Genomic DNA, 13085 nt, shown 5'->3' on the forward strand with positions numbered 1-13085 from the left:
ATTCCTGTTCGAGCCCTAAAATTAGCCGAAGTTCCTAAACTCGTATTAGCTGGACTTCGTGAACCTTATGAACCATATACCGTCTGATCATCGCCGGTTTCCGCGAGCTCGGCCAATTCCTGCTCCGCCTGCTCCCTGCCGTCCACGCGGATATCGATATAGTGCTTAATCTGCGGCGGATCCGCATAATAAGGCTCTAAAGCCTGAACCCACGTCTTGTAATCCGGATGGCCCCGGAAGCCGATCAGATGGTCCTTGATCCCCGTCCAACGGATCAGGAGTATATATTCGTCCCGATTCTCCACGCATTTGTGAAGCTCATGATCGACATATCCCTTTTTGGTCAACAGAACGGCTGAAGCCGTCCGGAAGGTACTCTCGAATTCACTAGCCAACCCCGGCTTGATATGCAGAACAGCGGTTTCCAGAATCATGGCGCTTCCCCCTCTTCACATCCGTCATTTTCGCGGCTTGCATCGCGTTTTGCCGGATCATGTTCAATACAGCCATAGAATGCATTAGGTGCAGTGAAGTATATGCTGGTATAATGGGAAGCATGAATACTCTTACAAGGATGAGACCATCATGGCATTCGGCATTACCAAACAAGAATTGCAGCAATGGAAGCAAAAGGTGTCTCGGGGAGAAATCGCATTTTTGACGCATTTCTGGTATGATCAGCGCTTCCCTGAGTTTCATACCGTGACGAAGGTGGGATGTTCGGACCTCCGCCGTCTTGAAGACTGGTGCTTGACCAACGGTCTGAACCCGCAATATATTCATGATCGCCAGCCTTACCCGCATTTCGACTTAATCGGTCCGAAGCAGACGGAGCTGCTGCGAAAATATGAGCTGGAGGACCATATCACCCGTTTCGGCTTGACCTAATAAACCCGCCTCTTGGCGGGAGTTCGTCGGAGATTCCCATTTCAAGAGGCGGGTTTATGGGCAAATTACTTGAACAAGCAAGGTAATTCACCGAATTCGTTTAATGTTCATTTCCACTCGGGTCGGCTATTTTTCGAAGCTCCTTATTGATCCAAATCGCCGCCGTAGCGCCCTCTCCCATTGCTACGGTGGACAATTCGGAATGAACCCCGATATCCCCTGCGGCCCACAGATGGTTGACATTGGTCATCTTGGACCTCGGATCCGTCTTGACATGCTGATTGTGCTCCAGCTCGGCCCCTAGCTGCCTTGCCAGATCGGAATGGATCCGGTTTCCGCCAAAGGCGATAAAGCCGCGTTCGGCCGGGATGGATTGCCCGTTCGCCAGCTCAATGGACGAGATTACTCCATCCGCTTTGCACTTCACCTCCGTTACACGCTCCTCGATATAAGAGATCCCTCGTTTCGATAGCCGCTCCATAAGTTCTGCGGAAGCTGGCTTACCTTCATGATTGACGTACGTCATATCGCCGGTTCTCTCGGACAGCAAAAGCGCCATGTTAGCTCCCGGTTCGCCCGTTCCCAGTACGACGGTCTTCCGGTCCTGAATTTCATATCCGTCACAGTCCGGACATACATAGACGGTACTGCCCAGCGTCTCCAGCAGTCCGGGAACGTCGGGGAAGCGGTCCGACAGGCCGGTTGCTAGCAGGAGCGTCTTCGCCCTGTATACAGTCCCGTCTTTTCCGGTTAACTCGAAATAATCGCCAAGCCTGTTCGCCTGCCGAATATCATCTTCAATAAAATTCACGCCGTACGATTCGGCCTGCGCTCGGCCAAGCTCCCTAAGCTTCCGACCGGATACGCCTTTTGGCCAGCCAAGAATATTATGATAGCTCCTGCAGATGACCGACCGTCCTGTTCCGCGGTCAATGACCGCAACCGAATAGACGGAATACCGCCCAAGCTGGATCGCAGCCTGTAATCCTGCAATGCCGCCTCCAACAATGATGCAATCCTTCACGTCCGTGCTGTTCATCGTATCCATCCACTCTTTTCTATACCGGATTCAGATTTGCTTCGTTTCTTCCATCAAGCTGCGGGGGAAGTTGTAATTCTTACTGATACACCCTACATATTTAACCAATCCGGCAAGAAATACTCCTGCAACGGCAAATAGGCTCCCGACTTAGGTCCAGAGCCTACAATGTAACAGCAAATAGGCTCCGGACTTACGTCCAGAGCTTGCGATGATATTCCGCTGAATGAAGCCGTGAGGATATTTACCGGAGCGAACCGATTGGGGTTACAGCAGCAGCTGCCCGGCTGCCGCGCCGGCAAGCACGACCACCCAAGGCGGGCACTTCCAAAACATCAGCATGGCGAACAAACCTGCACCGATGACAAATTCAATCGATCCGTCAATCGAGGATGTCCAGATCGGGTGGTATAGTGCAGCCAATAAGATGCCTACAACCGCCGCATTCATCCCCGTCAGCATCCCCTGGAGCTTCGCATGGGTTCGGATCGCGTTCCAGAAAGGCATGACGCCGACGATGAGCAGAAATCCCGGCAAAAAGATAGCGAGCGTAGCCAGTATGCCTCCAGGCACGCCTTGAATCAGCATCCCCAGGTAACCCGCAAATGTAAACAGGGGTCCCGGAACCGCCTGCGTTGCCCCATACCCGGTCAGAAATTCCTCTTTGGTCATCCATCCGTTCGCTACCGTCTCGCTCTCAAGAAGCGGCAGCACGACATGCCCGCCGCCAAATACCAGCGATCCGGAGCGGTAGAAGCTGTCAACAACAGCAATCCCGGTGCTGCCGGACAAGCTGGCCAGGACCGGCAAGCCGAGCAGCAGGATTAGAAACAGACCAAGGCATACCAGCCCTGTCGTCCGGCTGATCGGAATTCCCGCCTGTTTCGGTGCCGCCTCTTCCTCCCCTTGCTTCTTCCTGAAGATCCACCAGCCTAGGACTCCCGCAGCGGCAATCACTGATACCTGGGCGACGGGAGAGGTCCAGAGCAGCACAACGGACATGGCGGCAAAAGCAACCGCAGCGCGGATCGGACCGGAGGCCAGCTTTCCGGCCATTCCGAGCACGGCCTGTGCGACAATCGCAACCGCCACGATTTTGAGACCTTGGATCCAGCCTGCCGCGCCGGGATCGAAAGCCTCCATTAAATAAGCAAAGAGCATCAGCATGACAACCGATGGGAGCGTGAATCCAAGCCAGGCAATGATTCCCCCCCATAGCCCGGCACGCATGACGCCCACGCCGATACCTACCTGGCTGCTGGCAGGGCCGGGCAGAAATTGCGCCAGCGCGACCAGGTCTGCATAGGATTTCTCGTCCAGCCATTGCTTCCGTCTTACATAGGTTGTATGAAAATAGCCAAGATGGGCAATCGGACCTCCGAATGAGGTTAATCCAAGCTGCAGCGCGGTCCACCAGGTTTCGCGAATTGCGCGCCATCGGCCCTGCTGCGTGTCATAGGCAAGCCGGTTCTCCGTCTGCTGCTTCTCCATGTTCATCGCACTTCTCTCCCCTTGGTCAACGGTCATATAACAGATCCTTGGCTGTCCCATCCCAGGACGTTCCAAGCTCTTTCAATGCCTCTTTTTTGTTGGTCAACCTTTAGGATATATCAGATGCGGCGTTACCATCTACAGATTTATGTAAACGCTGTGTAAAATGTATTTTTCATGGGGGGTTATATCCGTGGGATTGGATGCTCCAACGATCATACGAAATAAATAGGTCAGCCAGAAATGTCTGGCTGACCTATTTATTGCAAGGGCTTATGGAGCAGATGAACATGCTTTGTCGTGAAGCTTTTTACTCCTGAAGTCTCGTTTTACATGTGCACAGAAAAATCTATCTTTTTCGCACCAAACCCAATCGATTCCGCTCTATTCTTGCTCTCCCCGCACCTTCAGGTATCCCGGCTTGGCGGCGCCCATTCCAAACAAGAACAGAAGAACAACAACGGCGGACAAAATCATAAGCGGCACCTTCCAGCCGGTGGTCATATCATGCAGGAAGCCGATGAGCATCGGCCCGACCGCTGCGAGCAAATAACCAAGGGACTGAGCCACGCCCGACAGGGCAGCCGCCTCCTGAGCGGTTCGGGTGCGGAGGGTGAAGAACATGAGCGACAGACTGAAGTTCGCACCGCCCGAAATACCGACCAGAATCACCCACAGCACATTCAACGACGTTAATCCGAACAATAAGCCGAGATACCCCGCCAGCATGCAAATCGCCGAAATCGTCACCAGCAAGCGCTGATTCGGGTTGCGGCCGGCCAGTACCGGAATAATGAATGAGAACGGTATGCTGACGAACTGAAGAATCGAGAGCATCCACCCGGCACCGCTGTAATCCATGCCTTGGCTTCGCAAAATTTCCGGCATCCAGGAGACGTTGACATAAAACGTAAACGACTGCAATCCCATGAAAAAGGTGACATACCAAGTCAGCGAAGAACGCAGCACATTCGGTGCTTTCCCCTGTTCGGAACGAATCTCTGCCTTCCGGTCACTGCTTCGCCATTCGATGACCCACACCGCTGTAGCGATCACCGCCAGGATTCCCCATACCAGCAAGGCGCCTTGCCATCCGAGTCCGGCCTGGGTAGCAAGCGGAATGCTGACACCGGATGCTACGGCGGCCAGCAGGTTCATGGATGCCGAATAGGTACCGGTCATCAATCCGATCTGACGCGGGAAATCGCGTTTGACCAGGCTAGGCAGCAGCACATTTCCCACCGCTATGGCCATACCGAGAAAGGCAGTGCCGAGCAGCAATGTAACCGGTGAGGATAAAGAGCGGATTCCGATGCCGAACATGAGCAGCACCATGCTCAGGAGCAGGGTTGTCTCCAATCCCCATTTTCTAGCCATAGCCGGCGCCATCGGAGACAGCAGCGCAAATGCCAGCAGCGGCAGCGTGGTCAGCATGCCGGCCAATGTATTCGAAATCCCGGTATCATCCCGGATGATGCCGATTAACGGCCCTACGGACGTGATCGCTGCACGGAGGTTAATTGCAATCAGAATAATGCCTGCAAAAATCAACCAGCGGCGTCCTGAGGACACGGAGTTCTTTTCGACCAATGATGTAGTAGACATGATAAGACTCCTCACTCCAACGATATGTAAAAATAAACTTATCCGATTTTATCACAAACCCTTCCTTTCGGCTACCGATCATAACAAACTTCTGCATCCATCGGATGGGCAGCCCGTCTGTCACAACGAATGAAGAGCAAGGTTCCAAGTCATTTTTACACGGGTTACACGACCGGCATCCAGGCATAAACCGATAATTTCTGAACCTCACGTATAAGCTCCTGATAGCGCTGCTGGATCTCAGGCGATGCAAATGAACGGAACTGCTCGAATAGCCCCATGCACCTTAGCATGCCCTTATCGCTCCGAATCCGAATCGAATACTCGAAACTGTCCACGATGTAGGCTAACCCGCGATCGTACTGCTTGGCATTCAGGTAATAGATGCCTAGTTCGGCTAATAGGCGGGTGTAGTTATTTAGTGTCATCTGTTCATTTATCTTTGTAATTTTATTTCGCTGTTCTTTATACACAATATAATCCTTAAATTGCTCAAGCACATGATCAATCTGCATTTTATGACGATTCGCAGCCAGTACAATATTGCATAGTGCAATGAAAATCTCGTCCTCTCTTGTTGAGATGTACTCAACGTATTCGGGGAGCACTTCCCGATCCCCACTTAATAGCCTGTACAAGTATCGATTAGCTGTCGCCCACTCATGGAATTGGTTTAAGATTTTTTGTTCTTGTTCGGAAGGATTAATGACCCAGTCAGGGTAATCATATTGCGATACATGATGTAGAGCGCCGTCATAATCATCTATTGCCGCACAACAATTTTCTAGAACTAGATAAGAATAAAGCACATAAAAAATGACTGGTTGATTAGGTGTATTCGTATCCAAATAATTGCCGTTATCATATTGAACTCGAGCCTTTTTCCCCATTCTCTCCGCGAGACTTCTGACATTATCCCATCTGTCGAGGGAGAAGCTTACATTGATGACACGGACATAATCATCCAACTGATACGCCTCATTCAGGCGTTCTAAATAAGGTTCGAAGAGTACAACAGCTCGCCCATTTGATTCCTGATTGTTCTCAATGCGATGTTTAAATAGTCTATATTGACATAAGGCTAAGCGTTCGGAATGCTGATACTTCTCGCTTTCGGCTACGCATTCATAGAGCAATATTGCTGCTTTATATTTCGCTTCTTGAACAAACCTTTCTGCCAGCTCATATAGCATCGGCAAATAGGCGGTATTATCCAAGGTCATTCGGACGGCCGTATCAAGGCTATCCAATCTATCAAGCTCCGCACAGCGGTATAAAAACGGACCTAAGCGACGCCAATCCGGCGTGGAATGGAAGATACATTCATAAATGTACATTTCATAGAAATGTCCGTCTTCCAATCCCATGATTGAGGTAATCTGGTCTAACTGCTTCATTGATAATGGACGACGACCATTTATAATGCTGCTTAACGTTCCGCTGTTTATACCTGCAGCTTTGGCAAATTGGTTGATCGTCATTCCGTGCTCATCAATGAAACGTTCAATCTCTCCGCGAATCGTGGCTGTCGTTTTCACGCAACAACACCCCCAAGCTCCACCCAAAATATACATTACATTCTATTATTTAATATACCCCAGGCCAATAGTAAGGTTTATAAATGGATTGATTAAAATACATTTTATTTTAATATTGCCCTTCTATAGCTTTTCAAACTGGTAGACTATATCACCGGCATCCATGCATAAACCGATAATTTTTGAATATCGCTAATCAGATTCTGATAGCGTTGCTGGATTTCGGACGAAGCAAAGGGGCGGAATTGCTCGAACAGCCCCATACATCTCAGCATGCCCTTATCGCTGTGAATCCGAATTGAATACTCCAGACTGTTGACGATGTAAACTAAGCCCTGTTCGTATCGTTTAGCATTCAAATAATAAATGCCAAGTTCAGCTAAGAGGCGGGTATAGTTATTAATATTTACTTGCTCATCAATGGTGCCGATCCTGCTTTTTCGAGGCTGGTAAGCGATATAATTCTTGAAACGGTCCAAAATATGATCCACTTGAAGATGATACCGATTGACGGCCACCATGATATGAGTCAGAGCATGAAATATCTCATCTTCATTTGAACTTATAAACTCTACGTACACGTCCAGACTGTCAGGCTCTCCACTTAGTAATCGATACAAATACCTATTGGCTTTTGCCCATTCTGAAAACTGATCCGTTATAATAAGTTCTTCTTGACTGGGATTATCCACCCAATCTGGTTTTTCATAATACGATATCAATTCCAATGCTTTATCAAATTTTCCTCGCTCTTTGTAAGTATGGGATTCCATAAGATAAGAATATAAAATATAAAAAATGACTGGCTTATTGGGATAATCTTGCACCTGGTGTGCATTCCTGTTCTCAGAATAAAGCATTTTAGCTGCTTGTCTCATTCTCCTGCTTAAACGCTCAACTTCTCCCCATCGATGCAATGCCGAATAGGTATTTAATAGATTCTTGTATGCATCAAGTTGATAGCGTTCGTCCAATTTCTCTATATAGGGTTCAAATTGCACGGCTGCCTGTAAATTTTTCTCCTGGTCATCACTTAATTTGAGTGTGAATATTCGGTATTGGCAAAGAGCCAAGCGTTCAGAATGTTGGGACTTCTCACTCTCGGCCACACATTCAAATAGCAGCATTGATGCTTCGTTTCTTCCTGAATGATAAAAAGATTCTGCCAACTCAAATAGCATGGGTGCATAAGAGACATTATCCATTGTCATTCGGGCGGCTTTATCCAGGGAATCAAGCTTATCTAACTGAGCGCAGCGTTGCAGAAACGGGCCCAACCGGCGCCAATCTGGTGTTAAGTGAAATATAAACTCGTCGATATACATGTCGTAGAAATGCCCGTCTTCCAAACCCATACAATGCGTAATCCGATCCAACTGCTGCATAGACATTGGGCGATGACCATTAAGAATACTGCTTAGTGTTCCGCTATTCACTCCTGAAAGCCTTGCAAATTGATTAATAGTTAAACGATGATGATGTAGAAATTTATCGATTTCTCCGCGAATCGTGGCTGTCGTTTTCAAGCAACAACACCCCCAGAGCTTAACCAAATAGAAGTAAGACTATATCTATATTTCAAAATATATTTGGTTTTTAGTGCTCTTGCTAAAAAGGCTACTCCGCATATCAATTGTCTTGATATACGAAGTAGCCTAAATTATTTAATTGAGCATATAATTTTAGGTTTCAGTGCCTTCTCCATGTCTTAAAATATTAATTAGTTCGATACCACTATCGTTAAGAAAATCATTAATCATTGACGATGATACTAACAAGATCATACTACAAATAACCAATAGAACTGCCAATTTTCTTTTCATTTATTTTGTACACCTCACTTACCAATATTTTGTAATGTTCTGTTGCATTAAGTGATGCATTCTGTCGAAACATCTCAAATAACCCCATACATCTTACGATCCCCTTTGTACTATTAATCTTAATACAATTTTCCATACTATCCAATATAAAATCTAATCCCCTTTTGAAGTCTTTCTTATTTAAATAATAGATCCCTAATTCTGTTAGCAAACGTGTATACCGATCAACAGTTACTTGCTCACTAATTTTACCAATCATATTTTTTTGCTCTTTATAGACTAAGTATTCATTAAATCGTTCTAAAATGTGATCCACTTCCAACTTAAAGTGATTTGCAGCTATCATTATTTCACATATGGCAGGGAAGATTTCATCTTTCATATTCGCAATGTAGTCCACATACTCATTTAAAACTTCGACATGACCTGACATTAATCTATACAAGTAACGGTTTGCAATAGACCATTGTCTAAACTGAGAGATGATTTTATTTTCATCTTCCTGTGGTTCCTTAATCCATTCTGTCTCTGAATATAAAGAAACAAATGATAGAGCCCTCTCATAATCCCCACATTCACTACAGACTTTAGCACGAATAAGGTATGAATAGAGGATATAGAAGATCAATGGTTGATTGGAGTTTAACTGATTTCTATATAAGCCGTCCTTCTGTTTATATTGAATTTCGGCTTTTTCGCCCATCTTTTCTGCGAGTTCACCCATCTTTTTCCACCTTTGAAGAAATAAGTTCACATTTATTAACTTCACATAAGCATCCAGCTGATAACCTTCATCCAACCGATCAATATACGGCTCAAAAGACACGGCCGCTTGCAGATTCGCCTCCTGGTCCTCCGACAAGCTGAGCATAAAAAGCCGGTACTGGCAAAGAGCCAGCCGTTCGGAATGCTGGAACTTCTCGCTCTCGGCAACGCATTGATATAAAATGGCGGCTGCCTCATTCTTCCCTTCTTGAAACAATGTCTCCGCCATGTCGAACAGCATCGGGGCATACGCGACGTTATCCATCGTCATCCGGATCGCACGGTCCAGACAATCCAGCTTGTCCAGCTCGGCACAGCGAAGAAGGAAGGGGCCCAGCCGCCGCCAATCGGGCGTGGCATGAAAAATACATTCATCTATGTACAGATCGTAGAAATAACCATCGGGAAGTCCCATCCCGGACGTGATCCGGTCCAGCTGCTGCATCGAAATTGGTCGGTTCCCGTTCAGGATGTTGCTGAGCGTGCCGCTGTTCACCCCCGATAAATCTGCAAACCGGTTTATTGTCATCCCATGCTTGCGCAAATGCTCTTCTAACTGTTCGCGAATCGTGGTTAATTTCTCCAAGCTAACACCACCTCCGGGGTTGCAACCAAATATTAGGATATTGCTGTATATAGCTATCATATTGATTAATATTACACCGGTCAATACTTATTTACGTCATTATTTGACATTTGGTTTCGAAAATAAGAGAAAATATTTAAAGATTCAAGTATTTCCTGGAGGTTCCCCTATCAAAAAAGAGAACAGGCGTTTCCCGGCATGACCGAAAAACGCCTGTATTCTATATTGAAATATCCGGGGACAAGCCCGAACTCTGTAAAACTTGCTTACAATTAACCCAGCACAAGCCGGTCATCCGCCAGCTTGTGGCCGCTGATCTGCTCGAATTCGCCGAGCAGCTGCTCAACGGTCAGCGATTGCTTGCGCTGCTCGTCCACATCGAGAATAATTCGGCCCTTATCCATCATAATGAGGCGATTACCGAGGCGGATCGCTTGCTCCATATTATGCGTCACCATGAGTGTCGTCAGGTTCATATCCCGAACGATTTCGTCGGTAATGCGCGTGATCAGCTCCGCGCGGGCCGGATCCAGCGCCGCCGTATGCTCGTCAAGCAGCAGAATTTGCGGCTCCGTGAACGTCGCCATCAGAAGGCTGAGCGCTTGGCGTTCACCGCCCGAGAGCATGCCTACCTTCGCGCGAAGTCGATTTTCCAGGCCGATGCCCAGCCGCTCCAAATACTGACGGAACGCCGTACGCTTCGATGCAGATACCCCGATGCCAAGTCCGCGGGATTTCCCGCGCTTTAATGCCATCGCCAGGTTCTCTTCAATCGTCATATGCGGTGCCGTGCCTGCCATCGGATCCTGGAACACCCGGCCGATCCAGCGGCTGCGGCGGAACTCGGGCAGGTGGCCGATGTCGTTGCCGTCAATTCGGACCTCCCCCGCGTCCGGCCTCAGCACACCGGAAATGATGTTCATTAATGTGGATTTGCCTGCACCGTTGCTTCCAATGACCGTAACGAAATCGCCGGGCTTTAGATGAAGGTTCACATCCATGAGAGCGACCTTCTCATCCACCGTTCCGGGGTTAAAAAGCTTGGATACATGATTCATCTGCAGCATTAGAAGGCACCTCCTTCCGACTTGCCTTGAGCGGTCAGCAGCTCGGTCGAACGCTTCTTCGCCTGCGTGCGCTGCCTCATCGACCGCTGCACGGTCGGCAGCACAAGCGCGACAATTACGATAACCGCGGTAATCAGCTTCAGGTCAGAAGCTTCAAGCCAAGGGATTTCGTAGGCAGCCGCAACGACGATCCGGTAAATAATCGAACCGCATACCACCGCAAGTGTCGTACGGAATACGGAGCCCTTCCCGAGGATCGCTTCACCAATAATTACTGATGCCAGACCGATTACAATCATCCCGATCCCCGAGCTGATATCCGCAAAGCTGGACTGCTGGGCAACGACGGCCCCCGAAAAGGCAACCAGGCCGTTGGAAATGCTGAGCCCAAGAATCGTGGTTGTATCGGTGTTCGCGCCGAAGCTGCGGATCATGCGTTTGTTGTCCCCCGTTGCCCGCAGGGCAAGACCGAGATCCGTGCGGAAGAACGCATCCAGCAATAGCTTCACGATAATCACAATAACAAGCATGACATAAATCGGATCGATGGAGCCGAACACGATATCCTCCTGGCTGAGGGAGATGTTCGGCTTACCCATAATCCGCATATTAATGGAATAAAGAGCAATCATCATAATAATCCCGGACAGCAATCCGTTAATCTTGCCCTTCGTATGAAGGAGCCCTGTACATACCCCCGCGGCCATCCCGCCGGCAATCGCAACCAACGTTGCGAGCCAAGGGTTGGTGCCGTTTGTAATCAGTACGGCTGCGATCGCGCCCCCCATGGTAAAGCTTCCATCCACCGTAAGATCCGGAAAATCCAAAATGCGGAACGTAATATAAACGCCAAGTGCCATCAGCGCATACAACAGACCTAATTCAATCGGACCATCCAGTCTCATCAGGAATTCCAACATGTCTTGACCTCCTTTATGATTAAGGAAGGCGCGGGCTCAAGACTCCGCGCCTTACAATTACTCAATGATGTTGTTGTCAGGGTCTTTGACTTCCTGCTTCATGGCGTCCGTAACCTCGATGCCGTAGTCCGCCGCAGCCTTCACATTCAGAATCAGATCCAGCTTGTCGGGCTTCGTGATTTCCATGTCAGCCGGCTTCTTGCCGTTCTTCAAAATCTCTACCGCCATCTGACCAACCTGATATCCATGGTCATAATACTTGAAGCCAACGGTAGCAAAAGCCCCCTTCTCCACCGTGTCGCGGTCACTGGAGAAGAACGGAATTTTATTCTGTTGGGCGGTTTGGATAATCGTGTCCACACCGCTTACAACCCGGTTATCGAGCGTAATATAGAATGCATCCACCTTACCGACGAGAGATTCGGCAGCCTGCTTCACTTCCGATGTATTGGTGACGGAAGCCTTCACCAATTCGATTCCATGTTCGGCAAGCACCTCTTCCGCTGTTTTCGCCATTACAACGGCATTCGCTTCCCCTTCATCGATGATCAAACCAATCTTCTTCACATTAGGGAAATGCGTGCTAACAAAATTCATCAGCTGCTTTGTCGCCTCAGGATTCGTGTCCGAAGCTCCGGTAATGTTGCCTCCCGGCTTCTGCAGGTCGCTGACCAGCTTCGCATCCAGCGGGTCGGTAACCGCTGCAAACAGGACCGGCTTCTCCTTCACTTCGTTTGCCACGGCTTGCGCGGATGGCGTAGCAATCGCCACAACCAAATCCGCTTTCGAATCCTTCAGCTTCTGAGCGATGGTATGGTTGTTCGTTGAATCGTTCTGAGCATTGTTATAGTCAAGCTTCAGCGTCTTATCCTCTTCCGAAATTCCGGCATCCTTAAGCGCTGCCAGAATTCCTTCCCGAGTTGCGTCTAAGGACGGATGCTCCACATATTGCGAGATCGCGATGCTGTAAGATTTCTTCTCGGCATCGCCGCCGCTTCCTGTCGCCGTACTTCCGCCTTCCTGCTTGTCCCCGCAGCCGACTGCCGTCACGAGCAGCGCCGACAATGCAAGTGATACCCACATTTTTCTCTTCATCTAATGAATCCCCTCTCTCATGAATGACCCGTTCGTTTTCGTCATCTAAGCTTCGACACAAAGCGACAACGCATCGCCGCTTTTATTGGCAAAAGCATTAAAGTAAAAAAATAGGACGCACCAATTGAACAACGGTCTATTATGAACCATTGTAAAGGTATCCAAACACATTCGTCAATCAGGATTTTCTTTACTCTCGGGGCATCTGCTGTCGAAAGAATGAAACGTCCCCGGAGCGCTATTCTCCGGGGACGTTGTATCATAAACA

Annotated in this window: 11 protein-coding genes; 1 reads left to right on the plus strand and 10 read right to left on the minus strand. The window is 48.5% G+C overall.

Annotation, left to right across the window (positions count from 1 at the left end; genetic code table 11):
- Positions 1-65: 65 nt before the first annotated feature.
- Positions 66-434, minus strand: a complete 369-nt coding sequence (locus tag J2Z18_RS17245; RefSeq protein ID WP_007128573.1) for an antibiotic biosynthesis monooxygenase family protein — start codon at positions 432-434, stop codon at positions 66-68.
- Between the two features lie 151 nt (positions 435-585).
- Here J2Z18_RS17245 and J2Z18_RS17250 point away from each other — a divergent pair, with 151 nt between their 5' ends.
- Positions 586-888, plus strand: coding sequence for a hypothetical protein (locus J2Z18_RS17250; RefSeq protein WP_028406288.1), 303 nt, complete (start codon positions 586-588; stop codon positions 886-888).
- Positions 889-988: 100 nt separating this feature from the next.
- Here J2Z18_RS17250 and J2Z18_RS17255 read toward each other — a convergent pair whose 3' ends face one another.
- The 9 genes from J2Z18_RS17255 to J2Z18_RS17295 form a co-directional block, all read right to left on the minus strand.
- Positions 989-1927, minus strand: a complete 939-nt coding sequence (locus tag J2Z18_RS17255) for an NAD(P)/FAD-dependent oxidoreductase (protein WP_210095080.1) — start codon at positions 1925-1927, stop codon at positions 989-991.
- Positions 1928-2194: 267 nt separating this feature from the next.
- The gene (chrA, locus tag J2Z18_RS17260; RefSeq protein WP_210095081.1) at positions 2195-3424 is read right to left on the minus strand and encodes a chromate efflux transporter; all 1230 of its coding nucleotides are present in this window, start codon (positions 3422-3424) and stop codon (positions 2195-2197) included.
- Positions 3425-3802: 378 nt separating this feature from the next.
- Positions 3803-5023, minus strand: a complete 1221-nt coding sequence (locus J2Z18_RS17265) for a CynX/NimT family MFS transporter (protein ID WP_210095082.1) — start codon at positions 5021-5023, stop codon at positions 3803-3805.
- A gap of 164 nt (positions 5024-5187) precedes the next feature.
- Positions 5188-6561 carry a helix-turn-helix transcriptional regulator gene (locus J2Z18_RS17270; RefSeq protein WP_210095083.1) on the minus strand — a complete coding sequence of 458 codons (1374 nt, stop codon included), beginning with the start codon at positions 6559-6561 and terminating at the stop codon, positions 5188-5190.
- 146 nt (positions 6562-6707) lie between these two features.
- Complete coding sequence (locus J2Z18_RS17275; RefSeq protein WP_210095084.1) at positions 6708-8087, minus strand: helix-turn-helix domain-containing protein; 1380 nt, start codon at positions 8085-8087, stop codon at positions 6708-6710.
- A 259-nt stretch (positions 8088-8346) separates the two neighbouring features.
- Positions 8347-9735 carry a helix-turn-helix domain-containing protein gene (locus J2Z18_RS17280; RefSeq protein WP_210095085.1) on the minus strand — a complete coding sequence of 463 codons (1389 nt, stop codon included), beginning with the start codon at positions 9733-9735 and terminating at the stop codon, positions 8347-8349.
- Between the two features lie 272 nt (positions 9736-10007).
- Positions 10008-10802: an ABC transporter ATP-binding protein gene (locus J2Z18_RS17285; protein ID WP_210095086.1), complete on the minus strand. Its 795-nt coding sequence runs from the start codon at positions 10800-10802 to the stop codon at positions 10008-10010.
- The gene (locus tag J2Z18_RS17290) at positions 10802-11722 is read right to left on the minus strand and encodes an ABC transporter permease (RefSeq protein WP_007128586.1); all 921 of its coding nucleotides are present in this window, start codon (positions 11720-11722) and stop codon (positions 10802-10804) included. Before J2Z18_RS17290 ends, J2Z18_RS17285 begins: the two co-directional genes overlap by 1 nt.
- 57 nt (positions 11723-11779) lie before the next feature.
- Positions 11780-12817, minus strand: coding sequence for an ABC transporter substrate-binding protein (locus tag J2Z18_RS17295; protein ID WP_210095087.1), 1038 nt, complete (start codon positions 12815-12817; stop codon positions 11780-11782).
- Between the last annotated feature and the right edge of the window lie 268 nt (positions 12818-13085).

It is taken from the genome of Paenibacillus lactis (assembly GCF_017873605.1).
In the GTDB taxonomy this organism is placed as follows: Bacteria; Bacillota; Bacilli; order Paenibacillales; family Paenibacillaceae; genus Paenibacillus_AQ; species Paenibacillus_AQ lactis.

Excerpts from the sequence above, each read along its gene's own strand:
- J2Z18_RS17295 (WP_210095087.1), bottom strand. The coding sequence starts at position 12,817 with ATGAAGAGAAAAATGTGGGTATCACTTGCATTGTCGGCGCTGCTCGTG.
- J2Z18_RS17285 (WP_210095086.1), bottom strand. The coding sequence starts at position 10,802 with ATGCTGCAGATGAATCATGTATCCAAGCTTTTTAACCCCGGAACGGTG.
- J2Z18_RS17250 (WP_028406288.1), top strand. The coding sequence starts at position 586 with ATGGCATTCGGCATTACCAAACAAGAATTGCAGCAATGGAAGCAAAAG.
- J2Z18_RS17245 (WP_007128573.1), bottom strand. The coding sequence starts at position 434 with ATGATTCTGGAAACCGCTGTTCTGCATATCAAGCCGGGGTTGGCTAGT.
- J2Z18_RS17255 (WP_210095080.1), bottom strand. The coding sequence starts at position 1,927 with ATGAACAGCACGGACGTGAAGGATTGCATCATTGTTGGAGGCGGCATT.
- J2Z18_RS17265 (WP_210095082.1), bottom strand. The coding sequence starts at position 5,023 with ATGTCTACTACATCATTGGTCGAAAAGAACTCCGTGTCCTCAGGACGC.
- J2Z18_RS17290 (WP_007128586.1), bottom strand. The coding sequence starts at position 11,722 with ATGTTGGAATTCCTGATGAGACTGGATGGTCCGATTGAATTAGGTCTG.
- chrA (WP_210095081.1), bottom strand. The coding sequence starts at position 3,424 with ATGAACATGGAGAAGCAGCAGACGGAGAACCGGCTTGCCTATGACACG.